The following is a 25,952-nucleotide window of genomic DNA, read 5'->3' as shown; positions in this document are numbered from 1 at the left end:
TCCGCCCCTGGTCAGGCGATTACGATCGCCCCATGTCCGCCAAGCCGCGTCCTCTGCTGTCCTGGCACCTGCGGCCGGCCGCGCGGGCGGCTCTGGCCTGGTGCGGGGCGATCACCTACCCCTTCGCACTGTTCTTCGCAGCACGCGGCACGCCTTTCGACTCCCCCGGCTTGCCCTCCGTTTCGGCGGCCGCGGTCACGGTCCTGCCTCTCGGACTGCTGCGCCGCCGCGCACTGCCGGCCCTGGCGCTGATGCTCCTGGGTACGTACGTCACGGCGACGACAACCCCGTTCTGGCAGGTCGTGTATCTGCTGGTTCTGGCGAACGACCTCGCCGCCGGATACATCGTGGCCACCCGGCCTCGCCGCATCGCGGTCACCGCAGCCGTCACGACGCTCTGCATACAGATCGCCTTCGCCGCACGCCTCAGGACCGGGACGGACGGCTTCACCCGCACCGTCGTGGTCCTCGTCCTCGCGCTCGCCGCCGCCTGGGTAACCGGCCATTCGGTTCGCGAACGCCGCGAGCACGCCTCGGCACTGCGCTCACAGAACGCCGCCCAGGCCGTCGCCGCAGAACGGCTCCGGATCGCCCGTGAGCTGCACGACATGATCGCGCACAGCATCGGCGTCATCGCCATCCAGGCAGGCGTGGGCCGCCGGGTCATCGACACACAGCCGGACGAAGCCCGCAACGCGCTGGCCACCATCGAAGACACCAGCAGGGAAACCCTCGCCGGGCTGCGGCGCACCCTGGGTGCACTGCGCCGCACCGAACCGGGTCCCGGGGCGGAGACCGCGCCGCGCGAGCCTGCCCCGGGGCTGGCCGACCTGGACCGGCTGACCGCCTCGGCGAAGGACGCGGGCATCCACGTCGACGTCCGATGGCACGGAGAACGACGGTCCTTGCCCCTCGATATCGACCTGGCCGCCTTCCGGATCGTCCAGGAAGCCCTCACCAACGTCGTACGCCACGCGGATACCCCCGACTGCCGCGTCACCATCGGCTACCAAGACGGTGAACTGACCATAGAGGTCGCCGACGACGGCCGCGGCGGCCCCACCTCCGGCACCGGATACGGCATCACCGGAATGAGGGAACGCGTCAACCTGCTACGCGGCCAGTTCACCGCCGGGCCTCGCCCCGAGGGCGGCTTTCGCGTGGCAGCCCGGCTCCCACTCTCCGAAGGAGTGCACATCTCATGACGGTCCGCGTCGTGCTCGCCGACGACCAGCCACTGGTCCGCAACGGCCTGCGCGTCCTGATGGCCGACGCCCCCGACATCGACGTCGTGGGAGAGGCCGGAACCGGCGCCGAAGCGGTCGAGCTGGTCCGGGACACCGAGCCCGACGTGGCAGTAATGGACATCCGCATGCCAGGCATGGACGGCATCGAGGCCACCGGGCTGATCACGGCAGCCGCTGGAGCGACGCGCGTCCTTATCCTCACCACGTTCGACGATGACGAGTACATCTACGGCGCTCTCCGAGCGGGTGCGAGCGGATTCCTCGTCAAGGACATGGCACTGGACGACATCCTCGGGGCGATCCGCGTGGTCGCCGCCGGAGACGCCCTGATCGCCCCGAGCGTCACGCGCCGCCTGATCGCAGAGTTCGCCGCCCGCCCCGAACCGGCCCCGCATCCACGACCAGTCGGGAACATCACCCAGCGGGAACGCGAGGTACTGACCCTCGTCGGACGCGGCATGTCCAACAGCGAGATCGCCGCCCACCTCTACATCAGCGTGGCCACCGCAAAAGCACACGTAGCGCGGCTACTCACCAAACTCGAAGCCCGCGACCGAGTCCAACTTGTCATCACCGCCTACGAGATCGGCCTGGTAACACCACCTCGGTGAACACCAAGCACCTCAGTTGCCGAAGCTCGCCGGCCGAAGCGACGTGGCCCGAACTCTCATAAACGGTCCTTTGCCCGAGCAAGATCAGAAACGGGCCGTCAGACCTCCGCCGAACCCGGATTCGTTCGCAGAACCCGTTCTCACTCAAAAGCGGGACGGGCCCCCTTCTGAGACTTGCATTGTGCGAAAATCCGGGCTCATGACGGACCCTCAGCAGCCTTCCCCGGCCGACCGGTCGGACGCGGACGACGTCGAACAGCACGCCTGTCCGAAGTGTGACGCTCAGCCCGGCTCGCCGTGCCGCTCACGCGGCGGCGCCGTTGCCTCCGCCTACCACACCCGCCGCTTCACGAAGGTGCCCCGGCTGAAGAAGGCGCTGCGGGTGCCCACCCCGGCCGACCGCGGACCGGGACGGCCGTGGCGGCCGGGCACCCCGCCGCCGGCGCCGATCGACCCGGACCTGCCGAGCGCGGACATCCGCATCGGCTACGCGCGCTGCTCGACCCTCGGGCAGGAACTCGACTCCCAGCTCGACGCGCTCAGCAAGCACGGCATCCCGAGGGACAAGATCTTCAGCGAGAAGATCAGCACCCGGGTGCAGGTCCGCCCGCAGTTCGAGGAGGCGCTGAGGACGGCGCGGGAGGTCAAGGCGCACGCCCCGCACTGCCGTGTCATCTTCACCGTGTACGAGATGAAGCGGTTCGGCCGCGACGCCGCCGAACTCACCGCCCTCGCCGACCACCTCACCGCCCACGGCCTGGTCCTGGAGATGCTCGCCGGGCCCCTGCCCGGCATCTACGACCCCACCGGCCCGGGGAAGCTGCTGTTCGCATTCTTCGCGGCGATGGCGGAGACCGAGCGGGAGAACATCCGCGAGTCGACCCTGGAAGGGCTCGACACCGCGGCACGCAAGGCAAGCACGGCGGCCGGCCCCCGGTCATCACCGACGACATGCTCCACACCGCGCTCCGGCGCCGCGCGGGCGGCGAGTCCGTCGAGCAGATCCAGCCCGACCTGATCATCCCCACCGGCAAACGCAAGGGCCAGAACCCCTCGGTGGCGAGCATCTATCGGGCGCTGGCCGAGCACGCCAAGCGCGAGGCGTACCCCGAAGCCGTCGAACAGGCCCACGCCGACTTCACCGCCCTCCAGGTCGGCGAAGTCCCCGGACCTCGCCCCGCTACCTCTGACCGAGCGTCACTCTGATTACAGAGAGCTACTTGTCACTTCGCCGTAGCTTCGGGAGGACAGGGCCGCGTCGTGCGCCGGGCCGCATGGCTGCGTACGGCGACGATCCCGCCCCTGTCGGAGGCGGACGCGTGGGACCGGGCCTGGCGGCAGGTGCACGGTGCCGAGCCGGGCGTGACGAAGGGCATCCTCAAGCGGTTCGGCAAGCGCTCGGGGAAGGTCGCCGGTCTCGTCGAGAAGCACGACGAGCTGAGGTCCACGGCGTCGCTCGCACTGTTCGACGCGCCCGCCGAGCCGGTGCGCGAGGTGCCCGCCGGCGCGGGGTGGATGATCGACCCCGCCGCCATCGGGAAGATCCTCGCGGACCCCGCGAACGCTCTGCGCGCGGACCGAACGAAGGCTTCCGCCGCGAAGATCAAAAAGGGCGCCGAGGTCTCCGCTGAGGAGGCCGCTCAGGGCCCGCGCGCGGCCCGCACGCGCACTGCGAACGAGCAGGTCAAGCCCAACAACCCCCCCTCCGCGCAGGGTCGTCAGAAGGGTGCTGACGGGGACGGCTCGAAGCAGTCCCGCGCGGCCCGCACGCTGGCTGCGGAGGTCGCCCGCGCGGCCACCCCGGAGCAGGCCGAGGCGGAGAAGAAGGCGGCCCGCGAGTGGGTCCTCGCGCGGCTGAGCGCGGACCAGCAGACCGGCTGGAAGGACGTGCAGCGGTACTTCGAGAAGGAGGTGCCCGAGCAGCGGTTGCGGGTGCTGCGCGGGGAGACCTGGTGCCGCGCGCGGATCAAGGAAGCCGAGCGCGAGCACAAGGGCGACGCGGTCCTTCACCTGGCCGCGACCAGCTGACACGCGCGCCAAATACCGGAGTCTGTAAGTCTGTGACTCCCGGGCTCACGGACTCCCGGAGTACCGGGTTCTGAACAACCGAAGAGTGTGCGAGACGGGGCCGGTCCCTCACCGACCAAGACGATGGCCGCCCCCGTCTCGCCACCACCCCAGATGAGGAGGCGAGACCAGCATGACCGAGACCGACGAGCGGACAGCGAAGACCGGCCGCGACGAGGCGATGGCGAAGGTGATCCGACTGCCCTTCGTCGACGCCGAGCCCGAGGCCTCCGACACCACCACGGTTCCCGAGCCCGCTGCGCCGGCGGCGGCCCGCGTCGACATGACCAAGCCCGCGGCCGCGCCCGTGCACGCGCCGGTCGAGGGGACCGTGTTCACGAAGGACGAGTGGGAGCTGGGGGAGGACGCGGAGGGTGACGCGCCGTGGATTCACCCGACGCTGCGGACCCCGGAGGGCCGTACGGCCCGGCGCGCATACGTCCAGCGCCAGGCCCGGCGCCGGGTCCGCCGGTGGGCGGCGCGGCAGTGGACGCCGCGCGGCATCGTCCCCACCACGATCCGCGGCGGGGTGCGCGTGCAGCGCTGGGTCCGCGGGGTCGAGGGCCAGAACGCCGACGCCGCCAAGCAGCGTGCCGAGATGCTCGCGCTGGAGGCGGCGCGGTCGGCTCGCCGGGCCCAGTTCGCACTGCTCCAGCGGGACGCGAAGAAGAAGGCGGCCGACGTCGCGCAGCAGGAGTCGTCGATGGCCCTGGTCCAGGCGACCGCGGCGCTCTCCACGGCCCGCGGCAAGTTCTTCCAGCGGGCGGCCGCCGCGTACCTGCCGATGGCCGGGATCGACGTCGCCGGGTTCGTGTTCATGGACGGCCTGATCGGGTTCGGTGCCGGGGTCATCGTCAACCTCGCGGTGCTGGCCCGTGTCGGCCGTCGCCCCGACATGACGCCGGAGCAGCTGGAGGAGCTGGAGCGCGCCGAGTCCGGGCTCCCGGACCGGTTCGAGATGGGCATGACGCCGCGGGCCTTCGAGGCGATGCTGCACGAGGCGCTGACCAAGGAGATCGGCATCGCCGTCCACTCCTTGCAGATCTTCCCGCGCAACTGGGGCTTCGAGATCCAGGTTGTGTTGAAGAACCAGACACCGGAGAAGCTGTCCGACAACCTTGCTCTGTTGGAGGCGTGCCTGCCGGGTGTGCGCACGAATTCGGCGCTGTTGCAGCAGTCCGCCAAGGCCCGTAATGAATGCGTGCTGCGTATTCCGGGAGATGACCCGTGGAAAGCCGTTCCGGAACTTCCGTACCGGGCGCCGAAGTCGGTCACCACTCACGAATTGCACAAGGCCCAGTTCGGTGCCGACATGTCCGGCCGTCCCCTGGCCCTTCCGGGCAAGCGGACTAACGCCGCATACATCGGCAAGCCCCGCTCGGGGAAGTCGACGATGCTGCGGGCCCGCCTGGACGCGCTCACCGCGACCAGTGACCGGATCATCGTCGGCATCGACCTGGGATCGTACGGATCGGGGTTCGGTCCGTACCGCAAGTGCATGTCCGCGCTTGCCCGGACGCCGAAGGAGGCCCGCATCGTTCTCGAATGGGCCCTGGCGGTCGGAATGGGGCGGCCGAAGCTGTTCAACCGGCTCGGAATGGGAATGAATTGGGAGGCCAGCCCGGAGCGCCCCGGAATTACCGTCGTTATCGATGAATTCCCGGCTCTGGTGGTGGCGGCCAAGAGCGAGACCTTTGCCGAGCCCGAGGAGGGTGAGGAGAAGCCGCTCCGGCTGGATGAACTGGTCAAGCAGATCAACCTCACCTCGCTCAAGTCCGACGTGAGCTTGGAAATCGCCTCACAGGGCGTCACCAAGGACCGGGTGGGCACAAACACGTGGCTGTCCGAACTTCCGGTCCAGGTCATGTGCGCCTGCGACAAGGACGACATCGTGCAGATCGCCGCCGGCGGCGCGATGGCCCAGGGCTGGAGGCCGGACCGGCTGCTACCCGCGATGGGTGACGCCATCAACGACGCCTCCGTGGCGTACGTGATGGCAGGCGGCGACTACTGCGAGCCGATCCCGTACCGGGCCTGCATCACCAGCGACGACGAGGCCGACCGCCGGGCCACCGAGCGGGCCGCGGCCGGGATGTGCGAGCTGGACAAGGCGTCGAACGCCTTCGCTCCCGGCGTCACGCTGCCGAACCCCGGCGGCGGCGACCCGTGGGACGAGGACGACGACGAGGACCAGGAGGAGACGCTGCCGGTTCTCCTCCAGGTGATCCGCTCGATCTACCGGTCCCTCGGTGACCCGAGCGGCCTGACGGATGACGAGCTGTTCGACGCCCTGCACGGCGTCCAGCCGGACACGTGGGACCTGGAGAAGTTCGTCACCGACGGCGGCACGCACATGACCAAGGGCGCCGTCCTGGCCCTGGTGCTCGACAAGGTCCTCGCCCCGCGGGGCGCGAAGTGGGCCAAGGAGTCGTACCGGCCCAAGGGTGCCGAGAAGACGATCAAGGGCTACCGCCTGCGCGACCTCAAGGGACTCGTCGGCGAGAGCTGACCCGCTCCGGAACACCCGGAAACATGCAGGTCAGCGAGGGGGAACCGGCCCGGAACAGGGCCGGAACCCCCGCCCCGGGCCGGAACATGTTTCCTCTCCCGGGACCTCGTTCCGGACCTGTTCCAGGCCCCTGACCTGCACGTTTCCCCTAGTTCCCCTGCTGTTACGTCCGGAAGATCACAAATGTTCCCCCGAGGAGATCCGATGCCGATCAGCCCGTGGCAGTCCTTCAACCCCGACGGTGGCGACTTCTACCTGTCCTTCGAGCGCCGTTTCCGCTACGTCGTCGAGGACCCCGAGCACACGTGGCGTCGGGTGTGGATTCCGACCGTGGTCGCCTGCCCGGTGTGCGAGGTGGACACCGGCCTGCGGCTGGCCTACAAGGTCGGCACGGACGTCGTGCTGGAGGCCGCCTGCCCGGTCGGGCACATCTGGGTCGAGCCCCGCGTCGACGTCTCGCAGTGGATGGCGTACTGCCGCTTCCGGGAGGGTCGGCAGGACATCGACTGGCTGTGGCTGATCGAAGCCGGGTTCGGCGAGGAGCCCCCGCCGCCGATGGAGGTGAAGGACATCATCGACGCGGCGAAGATGGGCGGAAAGCTGCTCGCCCGTGAGTGGAAGAAGCAGGCGAAGGCGACCGTCCGCAAGCCCGTCCGCCAGGCCAAGCGCGAGATGAAGAAGCAGGCCATGCGCCCGGTCGCCGCCGTACTGCGCACCGCGTGGGCGTGGCAGGCCGGTGGCGTTCAGCCGGTCGAGCAGCCCAGGCGGCGCAAGGAGCGGACCGCGCCCGAGCCGAAGACGCCGCCGGCGGCGGCCTATCGCAAGGCGTACGGCGTCCAGGCCCCCGAGAAGGGCCCGAAGTGCCTGGTCTGCGAGGACAGCGGCCACATCACCGCCCCCGGGATCTCCGTCCCCTGCACCGAGTGCGACGGACCGGCCGCCGCCGCCCTGGCGGCCGCCGAGCGTCGCGCGGAGCGCGCCCGCAAGGGCAAGGACGAGCGCCGCCCCGCCACCAGCACCACCAAGTAGCCCCGGCGCTGCCGCTGGCCCGGACTCTGTGACTCCCGAACTCCGGGACTCACAGAGTCCGGGACCGGCGGGAACGCCCGGTCACCCCGGCCGGACCCGACCCGACGAAGGAGTCACCCCGTGAACGTCCCCGTCAAGCTCACCGCCCTCGCCGCCCGTCTCACCGGCAAGACCTGGGCGCACGAGACCACCGAGCAGCTCGTCGCGGTGCTCGACCAGCAGATCGAGCGGCTGACCGACGAGCGCGCGCCGGAGCACCTGGCCGACGCCGCCAACCTCAGTAGCCCGGCCGCCTACCAGCCCGGCCTGATCGACCTGCGCGGCGACGCCTACGACATGGCCGTCTACCTGGACGCGCTGACCACCACCGCCGTGGCGCTCGGTGACGCCGACCTCGCCGATGCCCTGGTCGAGGCCGGTGAGTTCGCGCACGAACTCGTCGCCCGCCTCGCGGCCGCCGCCCACGCCACGATCCCGGCCCCCGCCATCCCGGTAGCCAACGCCGCCTGACCAGCGGAAACAAAAAGAAGCCTACAAATAGTGGGCACACGCTAGACAGGCCCACAAAAAGTAGGCATTCTAAGAGTGCGAGACCCGCTCAGGGGCCTCGCACCAACGGGAAGGAACCCCCGCTCATGACCGCGATCCAGCACCTCAACTCCACCGACAGCCGCGGCCGCGCCCTGCGGGCCCGGCGCCACACCGCCCGCGTCCTGCACCTGGTGGGCGACCACATCGGGACCCTCGCCATCGGCGTGGTCGGCGCCGGCGTCGTGGCCTGGATCGTCAACGACATCGTCGAGTTCGCCCCGGTCCTGAACGTCACCGAGGGCGTGGCGGTCCTGCTGGTCCTGGCCGTGTGGGGCGCCGCCCGGATGGTCGAGGGCTTCGCGTACGACGCCGCCGACCGCATCGACCCCGACAGCCGTGACGGCGACGACCTGTGGGACGCCACCACGGCCTTCCAGGGCACCGTCGAGGACCTGGCCAACGGCGCGAACTACGACGACATCCGGCTCGCGCTCCAGGCCAGCAACGCCCTGCCCGCACTGCACGGGCTGACCGTGCAGCTGCGCAACGCCTACGCCCAGGACGGCGAGATGGAGGAGGCGGCCGCGCTCAGCGACACCGCCGCCCTGATCCGCGCCGCCGCCGAGTCGATGGGACACCGCGACCTCAGCGAGTGACTTCGCCCCGGGGCGGCCGCCATCCCGGCCAAGGTCAGTCGGCCGCCCCGGGCCCCGAACCCGCTCCAGACAGGAGCAGGAGGAGAACCCATCCTCCCCCATCCCGAAGGAGCCCCCGACATGCCCAAGCCCGACACCGACAAGACCACCGAAGCCCAGCGCGTACAGCAGGCCCAGCAGCGCCTGGCGGCCGCGAAGACCACCCGCGACCAGCGCAAGGCCGACGCGGAGTTCGACTTCTGGGCCGACGTCGCCGCCGCGATCGACAGCGGCGAGGTCAAGCAGACCGAGGCGTGCGAGGCCATCGGCTACAAGCGCGAGTACGTCCGCCGCCAGCTGATCGAGCACCGCGCCCAGGCCAAGGCCCGGGCCGCGACCCCCGCCCCCGACTCCACCGACTGAACCGCCCGCGAGGAGCCCCGATGTCCACTCAGCCCCCGGCCCCCGGCCAGATGCCCGCCCCGAAGAGTCCCGCCGAGTTCCTGAGCGAGCACCGCGCCTACGCGGGCACCACCGTGGCCGCCGGCACGCTGCTCGCCCTGGCCCGGGTCTGGAACGCCCAGGGTGCCGAGCACAGCGTCGGCGCCGCCGGGCTGATGCTGGCCTTCGGGGCCGCCTCCGGCTACTTCGCCATCAAGAACGACGAGGAGACGGCCAGCGCGGTGTTCTCCTCCATGGCGCTGACCTTCGGCGCCCTGTCGGTCGGCGTCTACGCCGACCCGATCGCCCCCGCCCTGATCATCTGGATCGTCGCCGTCATCGCCTCCAGCGTCCTGATCGGCCGCTCCCGCCGCGACGACCGCCGCGTGGCCACCGCACACGCCAACGAGATGTCCGCGCTCCAGGTCGACCGCACCGCGGACATCACCATCGCCAAGATCGAGGCGAACGCGCAGATCGAGGTCGCCCGCGAGCAGACCGCGGCCGCCTCCGCCATCGAGGAGGCCCGCGCGCACCGCGCCGCCCTCGCCGACGGTCCGCTCGACCCGATCGCCATGCTCCGCGCCACCGGCCAGCTCCCGCCGCTGCACGTCGTCAAGGACGACGTCGACGGCGAGCGCCGCACCGCCTGACCTGTAGCTACTGAAGAGAGGAATCGACGTGATGTTGAACCGCCAGTACCACAAGCGCGTCATGAAGGCCGCCCTCAACCTGGTCGGAGCCGGTGGCGAAAGCGCTGCCACCCCCGCCGACCTCGTGGCCCTGGTCTTCGGCCGCCACAACTACGAACTGGACGTGACCGAGGCCGCCAGCTACCTGGATGCCGCCCGGGTCACCCGAGGGGCCCGCCTCCCTGAGCGGGGCACAGCCCCGACCGCACGGCGCGACAAGGCCGCCGCCCTCCGGCCGGCGAAGGCCACCGCCATCACGGTCTACACCCCGGCCGACCTCTTCCGCTTCCGTCGGGAGGGCGAGCACCTCAGCTGACCGGTAGCCCGGGGTCCACGTCCCGCACGTGGGCCCTGGAGATCTGGCCAGCACCACCGCGCATCCCACCCGTTCGTTCCATCGTCTGGAGAACCCCGTGAAGATCCGACTGCCCTGGATGAACCGCCGTGACCGGAACCGCTGGAAGGCGACGCAGAACGTCGGTCAGCTCGGAGGGCTTATGGCCCTCTGGCTGGAGGGCATCGTCGCCAGCTGGCCCGGCTACCAGCCGAACTGGGGGCCGGACGAGGAGACCAGCGAACTGATCCCGACCCTCGCGGCCGCCTGCCGGGCCGGGTACGTCACCATCGGCTCGCAGCCCGGCGAAGACCCGCAGACCGGGTTCGACGGCCTGATCTGGCAGCAGAAGGCCGCCGTCGAGGGCTTCGTCCGCGACTACGACCTGTTGCGCGCCCTGGTCAACGCCGCCGAGAAGGCGGGCCTGGACTACGAGGTCGCCGACACGCTGGACACCGGCGAGCGGGGCATCGTCGTCACCCTTCGCGACGGCCGCCCGTACACGGGCTTCGGCGGCTACATCGACGACGCGAACCTGCGGCGCACGATCTGGCCGGGCATCGGCTCCGGCGCCCTGGACGACATCTTCCGCTCCGTACGGGTCACCCTCGTCGCCCCGGAGTACGGCGCCGCCGCCGGGGCCCGGGTGTGGGAGGTCCTGGACTCCGTCACCGGTCGGGTGCCCGCCGGCGCCACGGCCCCGACGCGCACCGAGGAAGGCTGACACCGTGTTCGCCACCCTGTTGTGGATCGTCCTGGGCGCGGTACTGCTGAGCCTTCTACAGGCGGCCGTGCGCACGCTCCGGATGCCCCCGGCGTGCAGCTGGTGCACCCGCGTCTCCGGCCACCAGGTGACCGGCCACACCACCCAGCAGTGCCAGGGCCCCCGGATTGCCGAACAGCAGCGTGCCGACATCGACGCCGCCCACCAGCGGGACCTGGAGCGCCGCGACCGGCAGCTCGCCGGACACGTCGAACGGCGTACGGCGGAGCGGCAGCGCACCGCCGCGAAGCTCAGGGTCGAGCAGATCGGCACCGTCGCCACCCGCGGCCGTGAGATCCACATCACCGGATGGCGGTTCAGCACCTACCCGCACGGTGTCGAGGCCCCCGCTGGCGTCGGCCAGGCCTACTCCTACGAGGGCCGCCCTGAGCGGACCAGCGGCTGGACCGTCGAGGAGCTGCACGCCATGACCCACGGCGGGGCGTGCGGCTGCGACGTCGCCCGACTGGCCAAGACCCTGCGCTGACGGCTGCCCGCGTCGCCCGGCCTGGGGGAGCGGGGCGGCAAGGGGAGCCGGGACAGCCCCGGTCTCCGCAGAGAGTCAAGAAGGAGGTGGACCCTATGGCGCACTGGGCGGTTGAGATCCCGACCCGCACCCCGGGCGAGCAGCCCCGAACCGGGGTCCAGGTGTTCACGTATCCGGCGTCACGCTTCCCCGCCCGCGGTGACGTGGTCGAGAAGGTTCGCGAGGACGTCGCCACCGACACCGCGGTCCGGCACCGCAGCGGTGCGGTCGCCGACGTCGACGCCATAAAGGTCGTCTGGCACGACGCCCTGATGTAGATCCGCCCCGGGGCGGGCGACACCACGACCAAGCAATGCGCCCGCCCCGGGCCACCCGAACCCCCAGAAGAGGAAAGGGCACTGCCCATCATGACCCAGAAGACAGACGGAAAGCCGACTCCGGTCATCGTGATCCCGCTGGCCGACTCGTCGGTTCCCTTCCCGGAGATGACCGGAGACGAGCCGTGCCGCCAGGACCCCGATTTCTGGTTCCCCGAGCAGGGCGTGAACGCCGGTCCCCCCAAGGCGTTCTGCCACACGTGCCCCGTCCTGGCCGACTGCCGGTCGTGGGCCCTGGCTAACCCGCACCTGGCCAGTGAGGGCATCTGGGGCGGCATGAGCCGCACCGAGCGCAACGCCGTGCGCCGCAACTCGATGAGGCGTGCGGCATGACGAACCCGGCGTACATCGTTCAGGGCCTCGTCGTCCTCGCCCTGGTGGCCGGGTGGGCGGTGCACGCCCACCGGCTCCACCGGCGCCTGGACCGCTCCCGTCACGACCCGCTGACCGGGCTGTGGACCCGCGACGGATGGAGCCGCCGGGCCGGGCGGACCATCCGCCGCCGCCCCCGGGCCGCGGTCCTCCTTGCAGACCTGGACGGCTTCAAGACCGTCAACGACGTGCACGGCCACGCGGCCGGCGACGCCGTCCTGGCGGCGGCGGGCGAGCGGCTGACCGCATGGTGCGGCGCCCACGGCACGGCCGGGAGGCTCGGGGGAGACGAGTTCGTGGCCGTCGTCGAGGACGACGCCCGCCTGGACGACCGGCTCGCCGACCTCGCCGAACTGCTGCACCAGCCCGTCGAGCACCAGGGCGTGACGCTGACCGTCGGCGCCTCCATCGGAGCCGCCCGGCTCGCCGCGCTCCCCGAGCCGACCCTGACGGCCGCGCTCAAAGCCGCCGACCAGGCGATGTACCGGGTCAAGGGCCGCACCCGGCGCGGCCGCCGCCTGCTGCTGGCCCCGGCGTTCGCCGTCCTGCGCGGCCTCCCGCAGCGCCTGCGCCTCGCGGCATGACCATCGCCGCCCTCCGGCGCCTGCTGGACGAGGTGCACCCCGACGTCGTCCGGCCGCCCGCCCCTCAGCTTCCTCCCCGTCGAATCCATCCCCGCAGCAAGGAGAACACCCAGGTGAACGCCTACGACGCGGTAGTCCGGTCCATGAGCCGGGACGGCTACACCCCCGACCAGATCTCCGCCGAGCTGAACGTCCCCAAGGAAGAGGTCACCGCCATCATCACCACCACCGAGCAGGACACCGGACGGCCCGTCGCGGCCCCGGCCCCCGAACCGATCACCGAGACCATGCCCGAGGTCGCCGCCCTCCTCGCGTGGGCCGCCGCCCACGCCGACGCCAAGGTCCGCACCGACGGCGAGCAGGCCGCCGCCGTCCTCGCCGGACTGAGCGTGCGCCGCACCGTCGACGCCGAGCTGGAGAAGATCGCCAGCGAGGAGAACCAGCTGGAGGAACGCCTCGCCACGCTGCGCGCCCGCAAGAGCACGCTCCAGCCCGAGCCCGCCGGCGCCAAGCGCAAGCGGCCGGAGCGGGACTACGAGCCCAGCGCCGTACGGGCGTGGGCCCGCGCGAATGGCCACGAGGTGCCGGAGCGGACCCGTATCCCGAAGAAGGTCCTGGACGCCTGGCGCCAGCGCGAGAACGCCCCGCGGCTGGCCGCCGTCAGCTGACCTGCCCCGCACGTACCGCACGATCCCCGGGGCGCGGCCGCCATCCCGGCCAGGACTCACCGGCCGCCCCCGGGGCCCTCCGAACCCGACCGAGGAGAGACCCCGACATGAACCCGATCCCCAAACCGTCCGTGATCGTGATGATCGGCGCGAGCGGCTCCGGCAAGTCCACCCTCGCCCGCACCTGGCCCGCCGACTACCGGCTGGGACTCGACTCCTACCGGTGGGTCGTCTCCGGTGAGGCGGGCGACCAGGAGGCCACCGCCGACGCGGTGTTCGTCCTGACAGCTGTCCTGGAACGCCGTCTCGCCCGCGGGCTGACGTGTGTGGTGGACGCGACCCATACCGGCATCGAGGTCAGGAGGCGGGCGATCGAGATCGCCCACGCCCACCAGCTCCCCGCCGCCGCCGTGGTGTTGACCACGCCGCTTCCGCAGTGCCTGGACCGCAACTCCCGCCGCCCGGACAACCGGCGCGTCCCCGACGAGGAAGTACGCCGCCAGCACCAGCAGATCAGCCTCGCCCGCCCCGGCCTGCACTCCGAAGGGTTCGATCACGTCGTCACCGACACCCGGCTGATGCGGATGCGGTTACTGCTCCAGCGCGCCGTCGACCGCGTCCACGCCGACCACCAGGTCGAGGGCGACCACACCGAGCACGCCCGCCGGGTGCTGGCCCGCCGGTTCTTCGGCGAGGACCTCGCGGAGACCTTCCACTGGACGCAGCTGCGTCCCAACCACGACCCGGTCGGCGCCCTCGCGGTCGGCGGCGACGAGATCACCCTCGCGTACCGCACCTGGTTCCCCGACCCGATGGACTGGGGATTCGAGGCGCAGGTGCCGTGCCTGGGTGGCTGCTCCGGCCCGGCCTGGGTGCCGGTGCGCGGCCCGATGGACCTGCTCGCCGTCTACGACGACGACTTCCCCGAGGACGTCGTGCGGTGCGAGCGCTGCACCGCCGGCGCCACCGTCCGGGAGGCGGTGTGAGTACCGCGGTGAACCCCGACACCGGCGACGGGTTCGACGCCCCGACCCCGGCCGAGGCCTACGCCGACGCCCCGGACCTGCGCCGCGAGATGCACGAGGTGATGGAGCTGGGCGCCGTCCGCGACGGCCGTCGCGACGGGATGGTCACCGGGCCGCCCGCGCCCGACGCCGCGGCCGCCGAGCGCGTCTTCCTTCTGCGCCGGGCCGCCCTCATGGACCGCATGGCCGTCGACGACCCCGGGACCGGGGCCAGGGGCGCCGCCGTCCGGGCCGCGTTCGACCTCGCGCAGTTCGACCACCGGCACCCGGAGCTGACCGCCGGGCCGCACGGGCCCCGCTCGATCGAGTTCGACCCCAGCCAGCGCCCGTACGTCCGCCAGGAGTACGCCGCCTGGATCGCTGCCGGTCACTCCGGCGCCTGACCCGCTCACGAAAGGACGCGACATGTTCGAGGCTGGAGACAAGGTGCGGATCGTCGCCTGCGCGGACGACCCCCGGGCCGTCGGCAAGACCGGGCGGATCGTCGACGAGGTGGCCCCCGGGCCGCTCACCGGCGGCCGGTGGACCGTCAACCGGATCGGCCTGCTGATCGGCCCGGTCCTCTGCCACGGCAGCGAGTTGCAGAAGGCCTGAGTGCGGACCGCCGGGCACTTGCACCGCTCCGCATAAGTTGATTGAATTAGCGGTGTCGGACGGGGCGGAAGTCCCGTCCGGCACCGCACACATGAGCCCGACCAGGAGAAACCATGAATGAGACCCGCTCCACGACCGATGTCGTGGCCCTCGACCCGGACGGCTACGCCCCGGTCGACCACCCCGGCGTGACCGTGCCCGAAGACCGGCGCTGCTGGTCGGCGAGCTGGCCGGCGTACGCACCGGTGGACATCACGCCGCCCGAGCTGCGGGCGGAGACCCTGGCCCGGCACGTGCCCGACTGGGTGGCCGATGGGTGCGCCACCCCGGACCTGGTGCGCGACTGGGAGCAGCGCCAGGCCGTCGCGCTCGTACCATTCCAGCTCGACGGGCGGGGCTTGCCCCTGAACCCGCAGGGCCGCACCGGCCGCACCGGCCGGAATCTCGGGAAGTGGGGCGAGAGCGCCGCCGCGGACCCGATCGTGGTCGCGGGCAGCGGCGAACAGCGCCGGGTCCTGCTGATCACCAGGGACGACATCGAGCAGGAGGCCATCCCGGGCGGCATGTGCGACCCGGGCGAGACCGCTCCGACGACCCTGAGTCGCGAACTTCGCGAGGAGACGGGCGTCGACCTCTCCGACCACCAGCCGGTCATCCTTGGCCGGGACCTCGTAGACGACTGGCGCAACACGGATAGGGCGTGGGTCGCCTCCACCAGCGCGCTCTACCTGCTGCCCACCACGGTGACCGCCGTCGGCGCCGACGACGCCCTGGACGCCACGTGGTACCCCTTCGGCTCGCTCGCCCAGCTCGAAGCCGCGGTCAGCGAGGCCGGACGCACCCTGTACGCCGCGCACCGCCCTCTGCTGCAGCGCGCGCTCGATCACCTCGCCAAGTAGCCCCGCACGGACGGAGATGCCCGATACCGCGCCGCACTGTCCGTACGGCACGACAGCATTGAGCCCGGGGCCGACGGCCCCGGGCTCCACCACGAAGGGAAGTGCATGAGTATCATCGACACCGACACCGACCCGAGCGCCGTGGCGCACGCCGCCGTGGAGAAGGCCGCCACCGGCTTGCGGGCGCTGTACGCGCCGAGCGTGCTCGACGAGGCCGCCGCCCTGCTGAGTGACCTGTGGGCCGTCGGTGAGCGGCACGGTGTCCCGCCCAAGGCGTGGGACTGGACGGTGAGTCTGGCCAGCGGCGCGCTGGAGGTCATCGCCAGCCGCTACACCCGCACCCCCGGCCCCGAGCGCACCGGCGACCAGGTCACCGCTTTGAGCCGGGACCTGCTAGAGGCCCTGGCCTCTGCCGAGATCGGCCTGACCGTCCTGCCCGGGACACGGAAGCACATGACGATCGTCGAGCGGCGTCCCGAGACCCCGCGCGGCGGCTACCACGGAGACGCCAACCTCATCGTCGGGATCTACAGCAACGGCGGCTGGGACATCAGCATGAACGCCGACGGCGCTTCGGTCGTCTCCATCGTCGCCCCCGCCACCACCGCCGGCGCCGCCGAGGTCGCCGCCCTCGTTCGGGCCGTCGCCCGCGGTGAACTCGGCAACCCCTTCCGCAACTGACCCCCGCCCACAAGGAGAGCACCACCATGTCCGACTGGAACCCGACCACTCTCGTCCGCGTCGACCACGACCACGACCGCCGCAACGCCGACAGCCGCAGCGGCAGCCGGTTCGGCTCGTACGTCAGCGCCCGTACGGCGGAGCTGGACGAGGAGGACCGCACCGACCGCGCCGAGTTCACCGCGTGGGCGTGGCGGATCGCCACACCGCCGGTGATGTCGCCCGGCTACATCGACATCCGGCCCGACCTGTCGATCACGTTCGACCGCGACGAGGACGGCGACCCGATCGTGAAGGTCACGGTGCCGCTGCCCCACCGGGCGCTCGCCCGCGAGCGCCGCCCCGGCTACGAGGTGGGCGACTGGGATGCCAGGTACAGCCTCAACGAGGGGACGTACGCCCAGCTGTGGGCGCCCGCGTACATCAAGCGCACGACCGTCCTGGCGTCCGCCACGATGCTTGTGCCCGCCAAGGACTGGACCCTGTTCGTCCCCTCCGACCGCGCCGAGCAGCTGGTGGACGACGCGCAGCAGGCCGTGGAGATCGCCGCCCGACTCATCAACGAGTACGTCGGCCCGCAGGTCGCCGACCTGCTCGGGGCGTCGTAGCCGACCCGACCGAGGCGGGCACCGGGGCCGCGGACATCGGCCCCGGTGCCCGCCAGGGAGGAAAGCACATGAGCGAGACCATCACCACCCGCCGCCCGGCGACCGTCGCCGTGGCGGCGCCCGGCGTTCTGCACGCCGCTCTCGCCGTCTGCCACGGCGAGGCGCTGCCCGCCTGGCTGACGAAGGCCTCGCCCCGCTGCGGCACCGGCCCCGGCGGCACGCTGCACCTGGACGCGGCGGCCGCCGACGAGCTGGCCGACCTCGCGGCCGCGGCCCTGTGGGAGTGCCAGCAGGCCGAGGGCGAGGGGGAGCCGTTCACCACCCTGTTCGCCCAGGCCTGCGCCGCCGTTCTCGACTCCCTCGCCGCCGCCCGCCACACTCGAACTCAGACACCGGAAGGACCGCGATGACCGCTCAGCCCGTCCATCAGTCCGCACCGCCCCCGTCCCCCGCGGCCGCCGCGCAGCTGCGCGAGCGCATCAGCCGGCACGCGCGCGCCGCGCACTGGCTGCCCGCCTTCGAGCGGGACTGGGGCCACGCCCTGGAGACGGCCCGGCAGACGTTCGACCTGACCCCGCTGCACGAGACGATCCGGGAGTGGAGCGGCCGCCTGGACACCGCCCCGGCGGTCGCCGCATTCCTCGCGGGCGGAGCGGACACCTCCGACGGCGTCCCCCTGGAGGACGTCATCGGGTCCCGCGGGTGACCCCGGCCTGGCCCGCCCGGCTGTCCCCGAACGCGTCGGCCGTACTCGCCGGACTCCCGCCGGAGGTGCAGGAGATGGTGCGCGACGTGCTCGACATCGCCTCCCGCCAGCCGTGGGGCTGGCCCCAGTGGGACCCGACAGACCCCGAAGGACCCGATCTGCGCCGGGCCTCGATCGGCCCGCTCACCGTCGTGTACCTCGTGAACCAGCCCCGCCAGTACCTGTACGTGCTGGACATCGTCTGGGCCGGGTGAGCGCCCGTCACCTCCCGCGCGAGGAGCCCCCGCCGGTCCGCCGGCGGGGGTTTCTTCGTGCCCGGCGGCATCAGCGGCATCACCGGTCACCCACTTCGGCGTACCGTGCTGATCGCCCCCGACCGCGAGAACGAGGAGAGTGCCCGCCGTGACCACGCACGCGGTGCCCGGCGCCGAGCGACGACCGCCGATACCCGCCAGCCGCGCCGCAGCCGACGGCGACGCCCTGGTCCCGATCCGCGGCGGTCTGCTCGCCGCGGCCGCCGTCGTCGCCACCGCGGCCACCGTCCTCGCGGTCATCGGCTTCACCGGCTCGTACCGCTCGGTGCGCCAACTCGCGCTGGACTGGGGATGGGGCTGGTTCGCCTACGTCTTCCCCGTCGGCATCGACGTCGGGATCATCGGCCTGATCGCCGCCGACCTGTTCCTGTGCGCGATCCGCACCCCGGCCCCGATCCTGCGGTGGTTTGCGTGGGTGCTGACCGTCGCCACCATCGTCTTCAACGCGTCCAGCGGGTGGCCGGCGAACGGCAACGCCGGGTGGATGGACTACGTCGAGGCCGCCGCGCACGCCACGATGCCCGGGCTGGTCGTCGTCATCACCGAGGCCCTGCGCCGGGCCATCGCCCGCCGGGCCCGCATCGCCGACGGCCACGAGTACGAGCCGCTCGGTCTCGCCCGCTGGTTCCTCGCCCCCTTCTCCACCTTCGGGGTGTGGCGGCGCATGCGGTTGTGGGAGGTCTACACCCGCTCCGCCGCGCTGGATCTGGAGCGGGACCGGCTGACCCTGCGCGACGAACTGCGCGAGAGGTACGGCAGGAAGTGGAAGAAGGAGGCCCGGGCGTTCGAACTGCGCGCCATGCGTGACGCGCGCCGGGGCCTGTCGATCCCCGCGCACCTGATCGCGAACGTCGAGCTGCCGACCGCGAACGCCACCCCCGCGCTCACCGCGAACGGCGCGAAGGGCGACCGTGAACAACTCGCCCCCGGCGGCCGTTCCGCGAACGGTGCGAACGGTGACGCGTACGAGGAGGGGGCGGTGCCCGCGAACGACATGTCGATGAACCCGGCCGCCGCAAACGGTCCCCTCATCGACATGGAGACAGCGCGAACGGCCTGGGAACCGGCGAGCGAACGCCTGCCGGTCGCGCCCGTCGAGTCAGCCCCTCATGTGGGCTCTGACCTGCGCGATTCGCACCGCGAACGCTCGGTGGTCCCTGCGGCCGCGCCACCGAGGGCGGTCGTCAGGAGCGCCGTCCCTGCCCCGTACCACCCGGACGGGGCCGTAGCCGGAGCCGACCGCGAACTGGTGGGCGCGAACGCCGGGGCGCTCGCCGCGAACACCTCCGCGTACGCACCCGGGCCGACCGTGAACGGCGCGAACGGGTACCGCGAAGGCGCCGCCGACACCACGGTGGGGGAGAGCCGCGAACAGCCCGGCGGCCCGTACAGCGAGGACCGTGCCGGGCGCCGGCGCCTCGCGGAGGACTTCCTCCGGGCCAAGGAGGCCGAGGAACCGGCACCCTCCCAGGCGAGGTTCGCCTCCCTGGTCGGTGTCGCCCCGGCCACGCTGTCCAAGGCGATGAGGGAGTGGCGCGAGGACCACGACGACTGACCGCCGCCGTTGTGTCGACCCAACAACGCATCCTCTCGCGCCCCCATCCCGTTGTGTTGGCACAACAGGGTGGGGGCGCGGCATTCCGGCCCGGTGTCCGCCGTCGGTGGTGACGCAGGGGGCTCCGCCCCCCACACCCCCCGACCCTCCACAGAGGGGTGGGGGCGCCGTTTTTGATCTTGCGGCCGGTGGGTGGTGGCGGGTGGTGGTGGCCGGGGGATTCCCTCCGCGGCGGGGCACCCGGAGGGGACCACGGCCCGCGCCGGGCCGCAAGCCCGGGCCGCTTCGCGGCTGATCCCGGGCTTGCCCCCCGACACGGCCCGTGGTCGGCAGGGCCTGCCCCGCCGCGGAGGGAATCCCCCGACCGGCCCGTCGTGCGGTGTGCGGACGCCGGGCGGGACGCCGAAAAATGCCGTCTGAGCTGCTGTTTTGGCTTGACTCTGAGCCCAAAACTTGATTGAATTAGCAGTGTCGAAAGGGGCGGGAATCCCCAATCGACACCAGGACCCCCGGGTCCGCGCCGATCAACCTCAACGAAAAGGCACGCACATGACCATCACCGGCCACACCCCCGCCTGTCGCACGGATCTCGACAAGCACCCCGCCCGATACCTCGTCATCGTCGACGACCGCGACGCGCACACCAGCTGGGCCGAGCGCAGCCGCGAAGACCGGCTTCCCCAGCGCCGCGTGGTCTACGTCGAGCGCCAGGTCGACCACCCCGTGGTCAGCCAGCTCCAGTGGGACGAGCTGGAAGGGGACTGCCGGGACGCCGGGGGGTACCTGAGCCTGCTGACCTACACCGCCGCCAGCTACGCGCACGCCGCATCCCTCGCCCGTCGTGAGTTCGCCGTCGCCGGTGCCGTGGCCCGCATGGGCGAGGTGATCGACAGTCACCTGGAGTACGGCGGCCGCGGATGGGTCGCGATCCGCATCGCGGACGGCGGCAGCGACGGCGAGCTGTACGACGACTGCGACGCCGCCCGGGCCGCCCAGGCGCACCCCGAGCGCTGCACCTACTTCCCCGTCTCCCCGCTGTTCCCGTGGACGCCCCGCATGTGCGAGGAGCACCTGGAGTTCATGAACCACATGCAGCACGGCTGCATGGTCCACGGCACCCCGACCTGTCGCTGACACCCGGTCGCCGCCGGTGGCGCGAGCGGGGCGGGAATCCCGCTCGCGCCACCGGCCCGGCCGCCGAACACCGATCAACCTCAACGAAGGGCACGACATGACCACCACGACCCTGGCCTACCGACTCGGCGAACCCGACTGGGAACAGCGCTACCCCGTCCTGATCGGTGCCGACACCGTGATCGGAGCCGTCTTCCGCTGGCACCGGGACTGGCTCACCCTCACCAGCGACGGCGAGAACAACCTCGGTCGCCCCGAGAAGGGCCGCCGCGGCGTCCCCAAGGCAGCCGCACTGGCGGCGGCCGGACAGGTGGCCACCGAGTACGCAGCCGGTCGCATCACGTCCATGACCCTGGCCGATGTCACAGCCGCCGTGCCCGTGCTGGACGGCCCGGTCCCGCTGCTGCACCCGCGGATGCCGCAGAGCCCCCGCAACGTCGAGGCCGCGGAGAAGGTCATGGCCGCGCTCGTGCTGCACCGCTGGAAGCCGTACACCGGCTTCCCCGGCAGCGACAACCCGTGGTGGCAGGAGTGCGAGCTGTGCGGCTGGCAGGGTCCGCGCTACTGGTCGCACCAGCGCGGCCGCAACGGCGAGCTGCCCAGCACCCACCGGCACTCGGCGTCCAAGGAGTTCGGAGCGCCCGCCGGTTGCGTCGGTGACGCCAAGGTCCGCGAACTGATCGCCGCCTACGGCCAGTAGCTCCGCCCCGCCGCTCGTACGGCCAGCCGGACCCGGATCACCCCGGGCCCGGCTGGCCACAGGCCGTGGGGGCGTCGCCTCACGACCGACGAGCCGGCGGGGCGCCGGCCGGAGACGCAAGGCGGCCGACGGGGCGCAAAATGCGTGGGAATCCCGTCGGCCGCAACGGCCCGGCTGCCGAAGGGCCCTCAACGACGAGGCCACCACAACCGAGCGCGTCAACATGGTAGACGCGTCCCGCACACCACCAAGGAGCAGCACTGATGAAGACCATCGACGGACGGCCGTACGCCACCCGGGCCGAACTGTCCGCCCGCGCCGGGTACAAGGGTGACGCCACCCTCCGCGCACTGTGGGCGGAGCGCGAGAGCAACGGCCACCCGCCCGCCCGCCGGATCGACCGCGCCCTGTTCTGGGACCTGGAGGTCTGGGAGCGCTGGTTCACCGAGTACCGACGACAGGGCAACGGCGTCGACTACAGCGGCAACGCCGACGAGGAACTGCCCCCGGCGGGCCAGGCCAAGGTGCTCGGGATCAACGCCAGCGCGATCAGCCACTATCGCGACAACCCGCCGCCGGGATGGCCCGGCCCCGCGCGCGAGGAGAGGCTGGAGAGCGGCCGTGTGCGCGAGTACCGCACCCGGCGCCAGCTGTGGGAGTACGCCGACTCCGGGCCCCGGGCCGGAGTGGCCGGCCGTACGCCGGCGGAGGGGGCGGACCCCAAGGTCGCCCTGGCGGTCGAGGCCCTGGCCGCCGAGCCCGGCCGGAAGGCCGGGGAGACCGCCGCCGCCCTTGCCGAGCAGTACGGCGGGGGGCTGAGCACCTGGAAGCGCGCCGTCACCGAGGCCCGCAGGCAGGGCTGACCACCGACGGCGGAGCGCCCGGCCAGCACCGTCCCGACCGGGCGGACGCTGGCCGCCGGTGCGTCTCGGGAGAAGGTCAGAAAACCGGCTGTCCGTTCCCAGCAGAGGTGATGGGTCAGGCAGCCTCTGGTCAGGGCCCGTTCAGTTCAGCCGGGACGCTCGACGTCCGATTCGGTCCCAGCAGAAGTGAGCGGAGCGGTCTCGTGCCATCCGGATGGCTCCGTCATTCGGCATCCTGGCCACTCGGAAGGAGGCGCTGGGCGCGCTTGTCCGCCATCTCGATGGGCGCGAAGAACGGCGGCGTACCGTGCTTCTCAAGATCGACCAGATCGCTGAGCTGAGCCAACTTCATGCCCCGGTCGGCGGTGCGGCGGAAGCGTAGGAGTTCTCGGTCCACTGCCTCGCGGATCACCGGATCGGCCCCGTGGTCGGCCAGGTACCTCATGATCCTTTCCCGCAGGTCGCCCTGTTCCAGCTCATTGGCGAGCAGTGCGGCGACGGCGACGCGGCCGGCCCTGCGGCGCGCGAACCATCTCCCGATGTAGTTGGTCATTGAGGCCCCCTCCTTTGTTGAGTAGGAACGGTACTCGTACACCTGCCTCAGCCCGTAGGGGGCATGAGCCCGCTTGACGGGCCAGAACCAGCAGGACCCGCGCAGTTCGCCGAGCAGATCGAGCGGGACTCGGTCACTTCCGCTGGGAACGGACACCGGCTCTGAGCTGTGCTTTCGCCTTGACCCACCTCCCGAAACTTGATTGAATTAGCAGTGTCGGAACGGGGCGGGAATCCCGGACCGGCAGGCCGAGAATCCTCAACGACAAGGACCGACCGATGACCGAGAACGAGGCGGGGGAACCCACCCCCGAGACCTGTCTCCGAGTGGCCCGCGCGGCCGCCGAACTCGCTGCCGCCGCAGACGAGAAGGCGCTGAACGCCATGTGCCACAGCAGCTCCCGCACCGAGGCCCACCGGGAAGAGGTCATGCACGCCGTGCACCGGGAAGCCGTCGAGGCCGAACGGCACGCCGCCCGGGCGCAGGAGTACGCCGTCGACCCGGAGATGCCGGACAGTGCGCTGCGCTACTGCGCGAGCGGCGCCGTCGACCACGCCGTCCGCGCCCAGGAGGCGGCCGGGGTCGAGGTAACGGCTGCCGCGCTGCGCCCCGAGCTGGAGCGCAGGCTCACCCCCGAGGAGTACGCCGAGCGGGAGGGCGGGCGGCGCCGCGCCGAGGCGGAGCAGGAGGCCGCCGAGCGGGCCGCCACCGGCATGGACTCCGACAACCGGCACCTGGCCGCGATGAACGTCCATCTCGCCAAGGGCATCGTGCCCGCACTCGGCTGGACCGCCGGACACGTGCGGGTGCTGGAGGCTGCGGAGACCGGCCGCCTGTACGGGCGCGACGGACAGGCCCGGCAGGCCGCCGCGTACGGGGTGTGGAGCGGTGGCCGCAAGGTCAGCCGGGAGCGCACGCAGGCTCTGGGCGACGCCGGATACCTCCTCGCGGTCGCCGCGGTCGATGGCATCCAGCGGCTCGTACTCACCCCCGTGGGACAGGTGGCCCTGGAGCTTGCGCGGCTGCACCCGGAGGGCCTGTATGAGAGCGACAAGGCGGCGTACGAGGCTCGCTACGCCCGCTACGCGAAGCGGCACAAGCGCATGGACGACAAGAAGGCGGCCGCCCGCCGTCTTCCGGCCCTGGAATCCAGCACCGTGCGCCGGTACCAGCGGCCGGTGACGCTCGTCGAGCAGGAGGCCCGCGCCGCACGCGAGGCCGCCGAGCAGTGGGAGGACGAGGGCGGTTACTGCCCCGGCGTCGAGACGCCCCGCCCGGCCGTCGAGGACGCGCCGACGGCGGCCGCCGCACCCGCCGTGAGGCCGGGCCCGGCCGGGCCGGAACTCCCGTCCGGCATGTACTTCCTGCCGCTGCTGTCGACCCGGCTCCACGACTGGTGGGCGATCCAGTGCGGCCGGTGCCAGGGCGGCATCCGCGTCGAGCTGCCCGGCGAGTGGAACGACAAGTACGACGCCGCCCACGCCGCCCACGCGCACTACGACGAGGCCCACCGCCCGGCCGACGACCGACTCAACGAGCAGGAGATCGCCGAGGTGGAGCGCTGGCCGCTGTCGGACGCGCAGCGCACCGTACTGGGCTGGGCCGAGCACGCCGAGCTGGCCGAGTTCGACGACGGGTTCTGGGCCCTGGACTGCGTCCCGGACCGGTGGGACGTCAACAAGCGCGTGGCCCGTGCGCGGGTGACCGGACTGTGGGCGGCCGGGCTGCTGGATGTGCGCCCGGACGGCAACGGCCGCCGCCATCTCGTGAAGTCCCCGACCGGCCGGCGGGTGGCCCGTCTGGTGTGGCGCGCGGAGCGCCAGGGCTTCGCCGGACCCGCGGCGAAGGATGCCCGCCTCACCCCGCTTCCGGAGCGCAGCAACGGCTACCCGTTGCAGTCCGAGGGGCGTTACTTCAAGGGCGAGGCGCGACGCGCGGGCGCCCCGGCACCGACGGAGACCGCGCCCGTTCCCGCGGCCGCCGTTCCGACAGCGGCGCCGGTACCGGTGACGGCGCCAGTGCGAGCCGATCGGCCCCTGTTGCGGCGCCTGTTCGCCCCGCGCTCCGCCCGCAAGCAGCGGTCCGCCCACGACGTCCGTACGGTCATCCGGCGCCCGCAGCGCATCCTTACTCCAGAGGAGCGCGAGCGGGTGCAGGACATGCCGCTGCTCAACCTCCAGGGAGCCCTGATCATGGGCATCACCGACCCGGTCCCCAACGCGTCGCCGATGCCGGAGGAGGACGGTTCGTGGGTGCGTGAGCACGTGTGGCCCGCCCACTTCCAGCCGACGGAGGACAGGTATCCATTCGGCTTCCAGCGGTGGAGCATGTGCGAGCGGGGCACGTGCTGGAACTGTCTCTCCGGGCGGCACGACATCTGCGTCCACCGGCAGAAGAACGGCCCGGACGTCGACAACAACCGGGACTGGGTGACCAGCCACCAGGGGCGCACCGTCGCCGAGTTCATCCCCCGGCCGGGCGGCGAGCCGTGTGTGTGGTGGTGCCGGTGCGAGTGCCCCAAGGACGGCCCCGCACCGGCCCGTCCGACGGCGAAGGCGAAGGCTGCTCCGGCCGCTCCGCCGGCGGCGCCCGAGCCCGCTTCCGTACAGGCCGCAGCGACCGTCCGGGCGCCCGAGGCGGATGCGGTGCAGGCCGCCTTGTGGTGACGCGGGGGGCGCTGCCCCCCACACCCCCTGGCCCTCTCTCCAAGGGGGCGGGGGGACGGATGCCGACCTTGCGGTGAGTGGGTGGTGCGGGGGTGGGGGCGGCCGGGGGGCTCCCTCGCCGGACGGACACCCCGAGGGGGCCACAGCCCGCGCCGGGCCGCCAGGCCAAGCCGCCTGCGGCGGTCGCCTACGGCGAGCCCGGCACCCCGACACGGCCCGCGGCGGCTGACGCCTGCCCGACCGACGAGGGAGCCCCCCGACCGGGGTCGTCGTACGGCGTTCCGACGCCGGAGCGGAAACGGCATGT

The 25,952-nt window shown here is 72.1% G+C and carries 33 protein-coding genes; 32 read left to right on the top strand and 1 reads right to left on the bottom strand.

Features of this window, described 5'->3' with window-relative positions; all coding sequences use genetic code 11:
* Nucleotides 1-32: 32 nt before the first annotated feature.
* From AB0M67_RS35805 to AB0M67_RS35655, 31 genes are all read left to right on the top strand, one after another.
* Nucleotides 33-1,205 carry a sensor histidine kinase gene (locus AB0M67_RS35805; RefSeq protein ID WP_365751775.1) on the top strand — a complete coding sequence of 391 codons (1,173 nt, stop codon included), beginning with the start codon at nucleotides 33-35 and terminating at the stop codon, nucleotides 1,203-1,205.
* Nucleotides 1,202-1,858, top strand: coding sequence for a response regulator transcription factor (locus AB0M67_RS35800; RefSeq protein ID WP_365751774.1), 657 nt, complete (start codon nucleotides 1,202-1,204; stop codon nucleotides 1,856-1,858). Before AB0M67_RS35805 ends, AB0M67_RS35800 begins: the two co-directional genes overlap by 4 nt.
* A 199-nt stretch (nucleotides 1,859-2,057) precedes the next feature.
* Nucleotides 2,058-2,876 (top strand): recombinase family protein, encoded by an 819-nt coding sequence (locus AB0M67_RS35795; RefSeq protein ID WP_365751773.1) that lies wholly within the window; start codon nucleotides 2,058-2,060, stop codon nucleotides 2,874-2,876.
* Nucleotides 2,810-3,064, top strand: coding sequence for a hypothetical protein (locus AB0M67_RS35790; protein WP_365751772.1), 255 nt, complete (start codon nucleotides 2,810-2,812; stop codon nucleotides 3,062-3,064). Before AB0M67_RS35795 ends, AB0M67_RS35790 begins: the two co-directional genes overlap by 67 nt.
* A gap of 54 nt (nucleotides 3,065-3,118) precedes the next feature.
* On the top strand, nucleotides 3,119-3,886 hold the full coding sequence (locus AB0M67_RS35785; RefSeq protein ID WP_365751771.1) for a hypothetical protein: 768 nt from the start codon (nucleotides 3,119-3,121) through the stop codon (nucleotides 3,884-3,886).
* Nucleotides 3,887-4,058: 172 nt separating this feature from the next.
* Nucleotides 4,059-6,434, top strand: a complete 2,376-nt coding sequence (locus AB0M67_RS35780) for a hypothetical protein (RefSeq protein ID WP_365751770.1) — start codon at nucleotides 4,059-4,061, stop codon at nucleotides 6,432-6,434.
* 204 nt (nucleotides 6,435-6,638) lie between these two features.
* A complete protein-coding gene (locus tag AB0M67_RS35775) occupies nucleotides 6,639-7,463 on the top strand; it encodes a hypothetical protein (RefSeq protein ID WP_365751769.1) in 825 nt (274 codons plus the stop codon).
* 120 nt (nucleotides 7,464-7,583) lie between these two features.
* Nucleotides 7,584-7,973, top strand: a complete 390-nt coding sequence (locus AB0M67_RS35770; protein WP_365751768.1) for a hypothetical protein — start codon at nucleotides 7,584-7,586, stop codon at nucleotides 7,971-7,973.
* Between the two features lie 125 nt (nucleotides 7,974-8,098).
* Nucleotides 8,099-8,650, top strand: coding sequence for a hypothetical protein (locus AB0M67_RS35765; protein WP_365751767.1), 552 nt, complete (start codon nucleotides 8,099-8,101; stop codon nucleotides 8,648-8,650).
* A 120-nt stretch (nucleotides 8,651-8,770) separates the two neighbouring features.
* Entirely contained in the window at nucleotides 8,771-9,052 is a 282-nt protein-coding gene (locus tag AB0M67_RS35760) for a hypothetical protein (protein ID WP_365751766.1), read from the top strand.
* A 20-nt stretch (nucleotides 9,053-9,072) separates the two neighbouring features.
* Nucleotides 9,073-9,723: a hypothetical protein gene (locus AB0M67_RS35755; protein ID WP_365751765.1), complete on the top strand. Its 651-nt coding sequence runs from the start codon at nucleotides 9,073-9,075 to the stop codon at nucleotides 9,721-9,723.
* Between the two features lie 31 nt (nucleotides 9,724-9,754).
* Nucleotides 9,755-10,078, top strand: coding sequence for a hypothetical protein (locus tag AB0M67_RS35750; RefSeq protein ID WP_365751764.1), 324 nt, complete (start codon nucleotides 9,755-9,757; stop codon nucleotides 10,076-10,078).
* A gap of 97 nt (nucleotides 10,079-10,175) precedes the next feature.
* Nucleotides 10,176-10,820, top strand: a complete 645-nt coding sequence (locus tag AB0M67_RS35745) for a hypothetical protein (protein ID WP_365751763.1) — start codon at nucleotides 10,176-10,178, stop codon at nucleotides 10,818-10,820.
* A gap of 4 nt (nucleotides 10,821-10,824) precedes the next feature.
* Nucleotides 10,825-11,346, top strand: a complete 522-nt coding sequence (locus AB0M67_RS35740) for a hypothetical protein (protein WP_365751762.1) — start codon at nucleotides 10,825-10,827, stop codon at nucleotides 11,344-11,346.
* A 95-nt stretch (nucleotides 11,347-11,441) separates the two neighbouring features.
* A complete protein-coding gene (locus AB0M67_RS35735) occupies nucleotides 11,442-11,663 on the top strand; it encodes a hypothetical protein (RefSeq protein ID WP_365751760.1) in 222 nt (73 codons plus the stop codon).
* Nucleotides 11,664-11,753: 90 nt separating this feature from the next.
* Nucleotides 11,754-12,056: a WhiB family transcriptional regulator gene (locus AB0M67_RS35730; protein ID WP_365751759.1), complete on the top strand. Its 303-nt coding sequence runs from the start codon at nucleotides 11,754-11,756 to the stop codon at nucleotides 12,054-12,056.
* Nucleotides 12,053-12,679 carry a GGDEF domain-containing protein gene (locus AB0M67_RS35725; RefSeq protein WP_365751758.1) on the top strand — a complete coding sequence of 209 codons (627 nt, stop codon included), beginning with the start codon at nucleotides 12,053-12,055 and terminating at the stop codon, nucleotides 12,677-12,679. Before AB0M67_RS35730 ends, AB0M67_RS35725 begins: the two co-directional genes overlap by 4 nt.
* Nucleotides 12,676-13,347, top strand: coding sequence for a histone-like nucleoid-structuring protein Lsr2 (locus AB0M67_RS35720; RefSeq protein WP_365751757.1), 672 nt, complete (start codon nucleotides 12,676-12,678; stop codon nucleotides 13,345-13,347). The genes AB0M67_RS35725 and AB0M67_RS35720 overlap by 4 nt, the downstream gene beginning before the upstream one ends.
* 107 nt (nucleotides 13,348-13,454) lie before the next feature.
* Nucleotides 13,455-14,333, top strand: coding sequence for an AAA family ATPase (locus AB0M67_RS35715; protein WP_365751756.1), 879 nt, complete (start codon nucleotides 13,455-13,457; stop codon nucleotides 14,331-14,333).
* Nucleotides 14,330-14,755 carry a hypothetical protein gene (locus AB0M67_RS35710; RefSeq protein WP_365751755.1) on the top strand — a complete coding sequence of 142 codons (426 nt, stop codon included), beginning with the start codon at nucleotides 14,330-14,332 and terminating at the stop codon, nucleotides 14,753-14,755. The genes AB0M67_RS35715 and AB0M67_RS35710 overlap by 4 nt, the downstream gene beginning before the upstream one ends.
* Before the next feature lie 22 nt (nucleotides 14,756-14,777).
* Complete coding sequence (locus AB0M67_RS35705) at nucleotides 14,778-14,966, top strand: hypothetical protein (protein ID WP_365751754.1); 189 nt, start codon at nucleotides 14,778-14,780, stop codon at nucleotides 14,964-14,966.
* 113 nt (nucleotides 14,967-15,079) lie between these two features.
* Nucleotides 15,080-15,865, top strand: a complete 786-nt coding sequence (locus AB0M67_RS35700; protein WP_365751753.1) for an NUDIX domain-containing protein — start codon at nucleotides 15,080-15,082, stop codon at nucleotides 15,863-15,865.
* Between the two features lie 105 nt (nucleotides 15,866-15,970).
* On the top strand, nucleotides 15,971-16,546 hold the full coding sequence (locus tag AB0M67_RS35695; protein ID WP_365751752.1) for a hypothetical protein: 576 nt from the start codon (nucleotides 15,971-15,973) through the stop codon (nucleotides 16,544-16,546).
* Nucleotides 16,547-16,572: 26 nt separating this feature from the next.
* Nucleotides 16,573-17,154 carry a hypothetical protein gene (locus AB0M67_RS35690; RefSeq protein ID WP_365751751.1) on the top strand — a complete coding sequence of 194 codons (582 nt, stop codon included), beginning with the start codon at nucleotides 16,573-16,575 and terminating at the stop codon, nucleotides 17,152-17,154.
* Nucleotides 17,155-17,222: 68 nt separating this feature from the next.
* Nucleotides 17,223-17,564 carry a hypothetical protein gene (locus tag AB0M67_RS35685; protein WP_365751749.1) on the top strand — a complete coding sequence of 114 codons (342 nt, stop codon included), beginning with the start codon at nucleotides 17,223-17,225 and terminating at the stop codon, nucleotides 17,562-17,564.
* Nucleotides 17,561-17,860, top strand: a complete 300-nt coding sequence (locus tag AB0M67_RS35680) for a DUF6247 family protein (RefSeq protein ID WP_365751748.1) — start codon at nucleotides 17,561-17,563, stop codon at nucleotides 17,858-17,860. The genes AB0M67_RS35685 and AB0M67_RS35680 overlap by 4 nt, the downstream gene beginning before the upstream one ends.
* A complete protein-coding gene (locus AB0M67_RS35675) occupies nucleotides 17,857-18,114 on the top strand; it encodes a hypothetical protein (protein WP_365751747.1) in 258 nt (85 codons plus the stop codon). Before AB0M67_RS35680 ends, AB0M67_RS35675 begins: the two co-directional genes overlap by 4 nt.
* A 148-nt stretch (nucleotides 18,115-18,262) precedes the next feature.
* Entirely contained in the window at nucleotides 18,263-19,729 is a 1,467-nt protein-coding gene (locus AB0M67_RS35670; protein WP_365751746.1) for a DUF2637 domain-containing protein, read from the top strand.
* A 549-nt stretch (nucleotides 19,730-20,278) separates the two neighbouring features.
* Nucleotides 20,279-20,863, top strand: coding sequence for a hypothetical protein (locus tag AB0M67_RS35665; RefSeq protein WP_365751745.1), 585 nt, complete (start codon nucleotides 20,279-20,281; stop codon nucleotides 20,861-20,863).
* A 97-nt stretch (nucleotides 20,864-20,960) separates the two neighbouring features.
* Nucleotides 20,961-21,563 carry a hypothetical protein gene (locus AB0M67_RS35660; RefSeq protein WP_365751744.1) on the top strand — a complete coding sequence of 201 codons (603 nt, stop codon included), beginning with the start codon at nucleotides 20,961-20,963 and terminating at the stop codon, nucleotides 21,561-21,563.
* Between the two features lie 263 nt (nucleotides 21,564-21,826).
* Complete coding sequence (locus AB0M67_RS35655) at nucleotides 21,827-22,426, top strand: hypothetical protein (RefSeq protein WP_365751743.1); 600 nt, start codon at nucleotides 21,827-21,829, stop codon at nucleotides 22,424-22,426.
* A 223-nt stretch (nucleotides 22,427-22,649) separates the two neighbouring features.
* Here the strand turns inward: AB0M67_RS35655 and AB0M67_RS35650 are convergent, their stop codons facing one another.
* Nucleotides 22,650-22,979, bottom strand: coding sequence for a hypothetical protein (locus AB0M67_RS35650; protein ID WP_365751742.1), 330 nt, complete (start codon nucleotides 22,977-22,979; stop codon nucleotides 22,650-22,652).
* 278 nt (nucleotides 22,980-23,257) lie between these two features.
* Here AB0M67_RS35650 and AB0M67_RS35645 point away from each other — a divergent pair, with 278 nt between their 5' ends.
* Nucleotides 23,258-25,645, top strand: a complete 2,388-nt coding sequence (locus AB0M67_RS35645) for a DUF6248 family natural product biosynthesis protein (protein WP_365751741.1) — start codon at nucleotides 23,258-23,260, stop codon at nucleotides 25,643-25,645.
* Nucleotides 25,646-25,952 lie beyond the last annotated feature (307 nt).

It is taken from the genome of Streptomyces sp. NPDC051662 (assembly GCF_040681655.1).
Lineage (GTDB): Bacteria > Actinomycetota > Actinomycetes > Streptomycetales > Streptomycetaceae > Streptomyces.
This window is presented reverse-complemented; position numbering and strand designations above follow the sequence as displayed.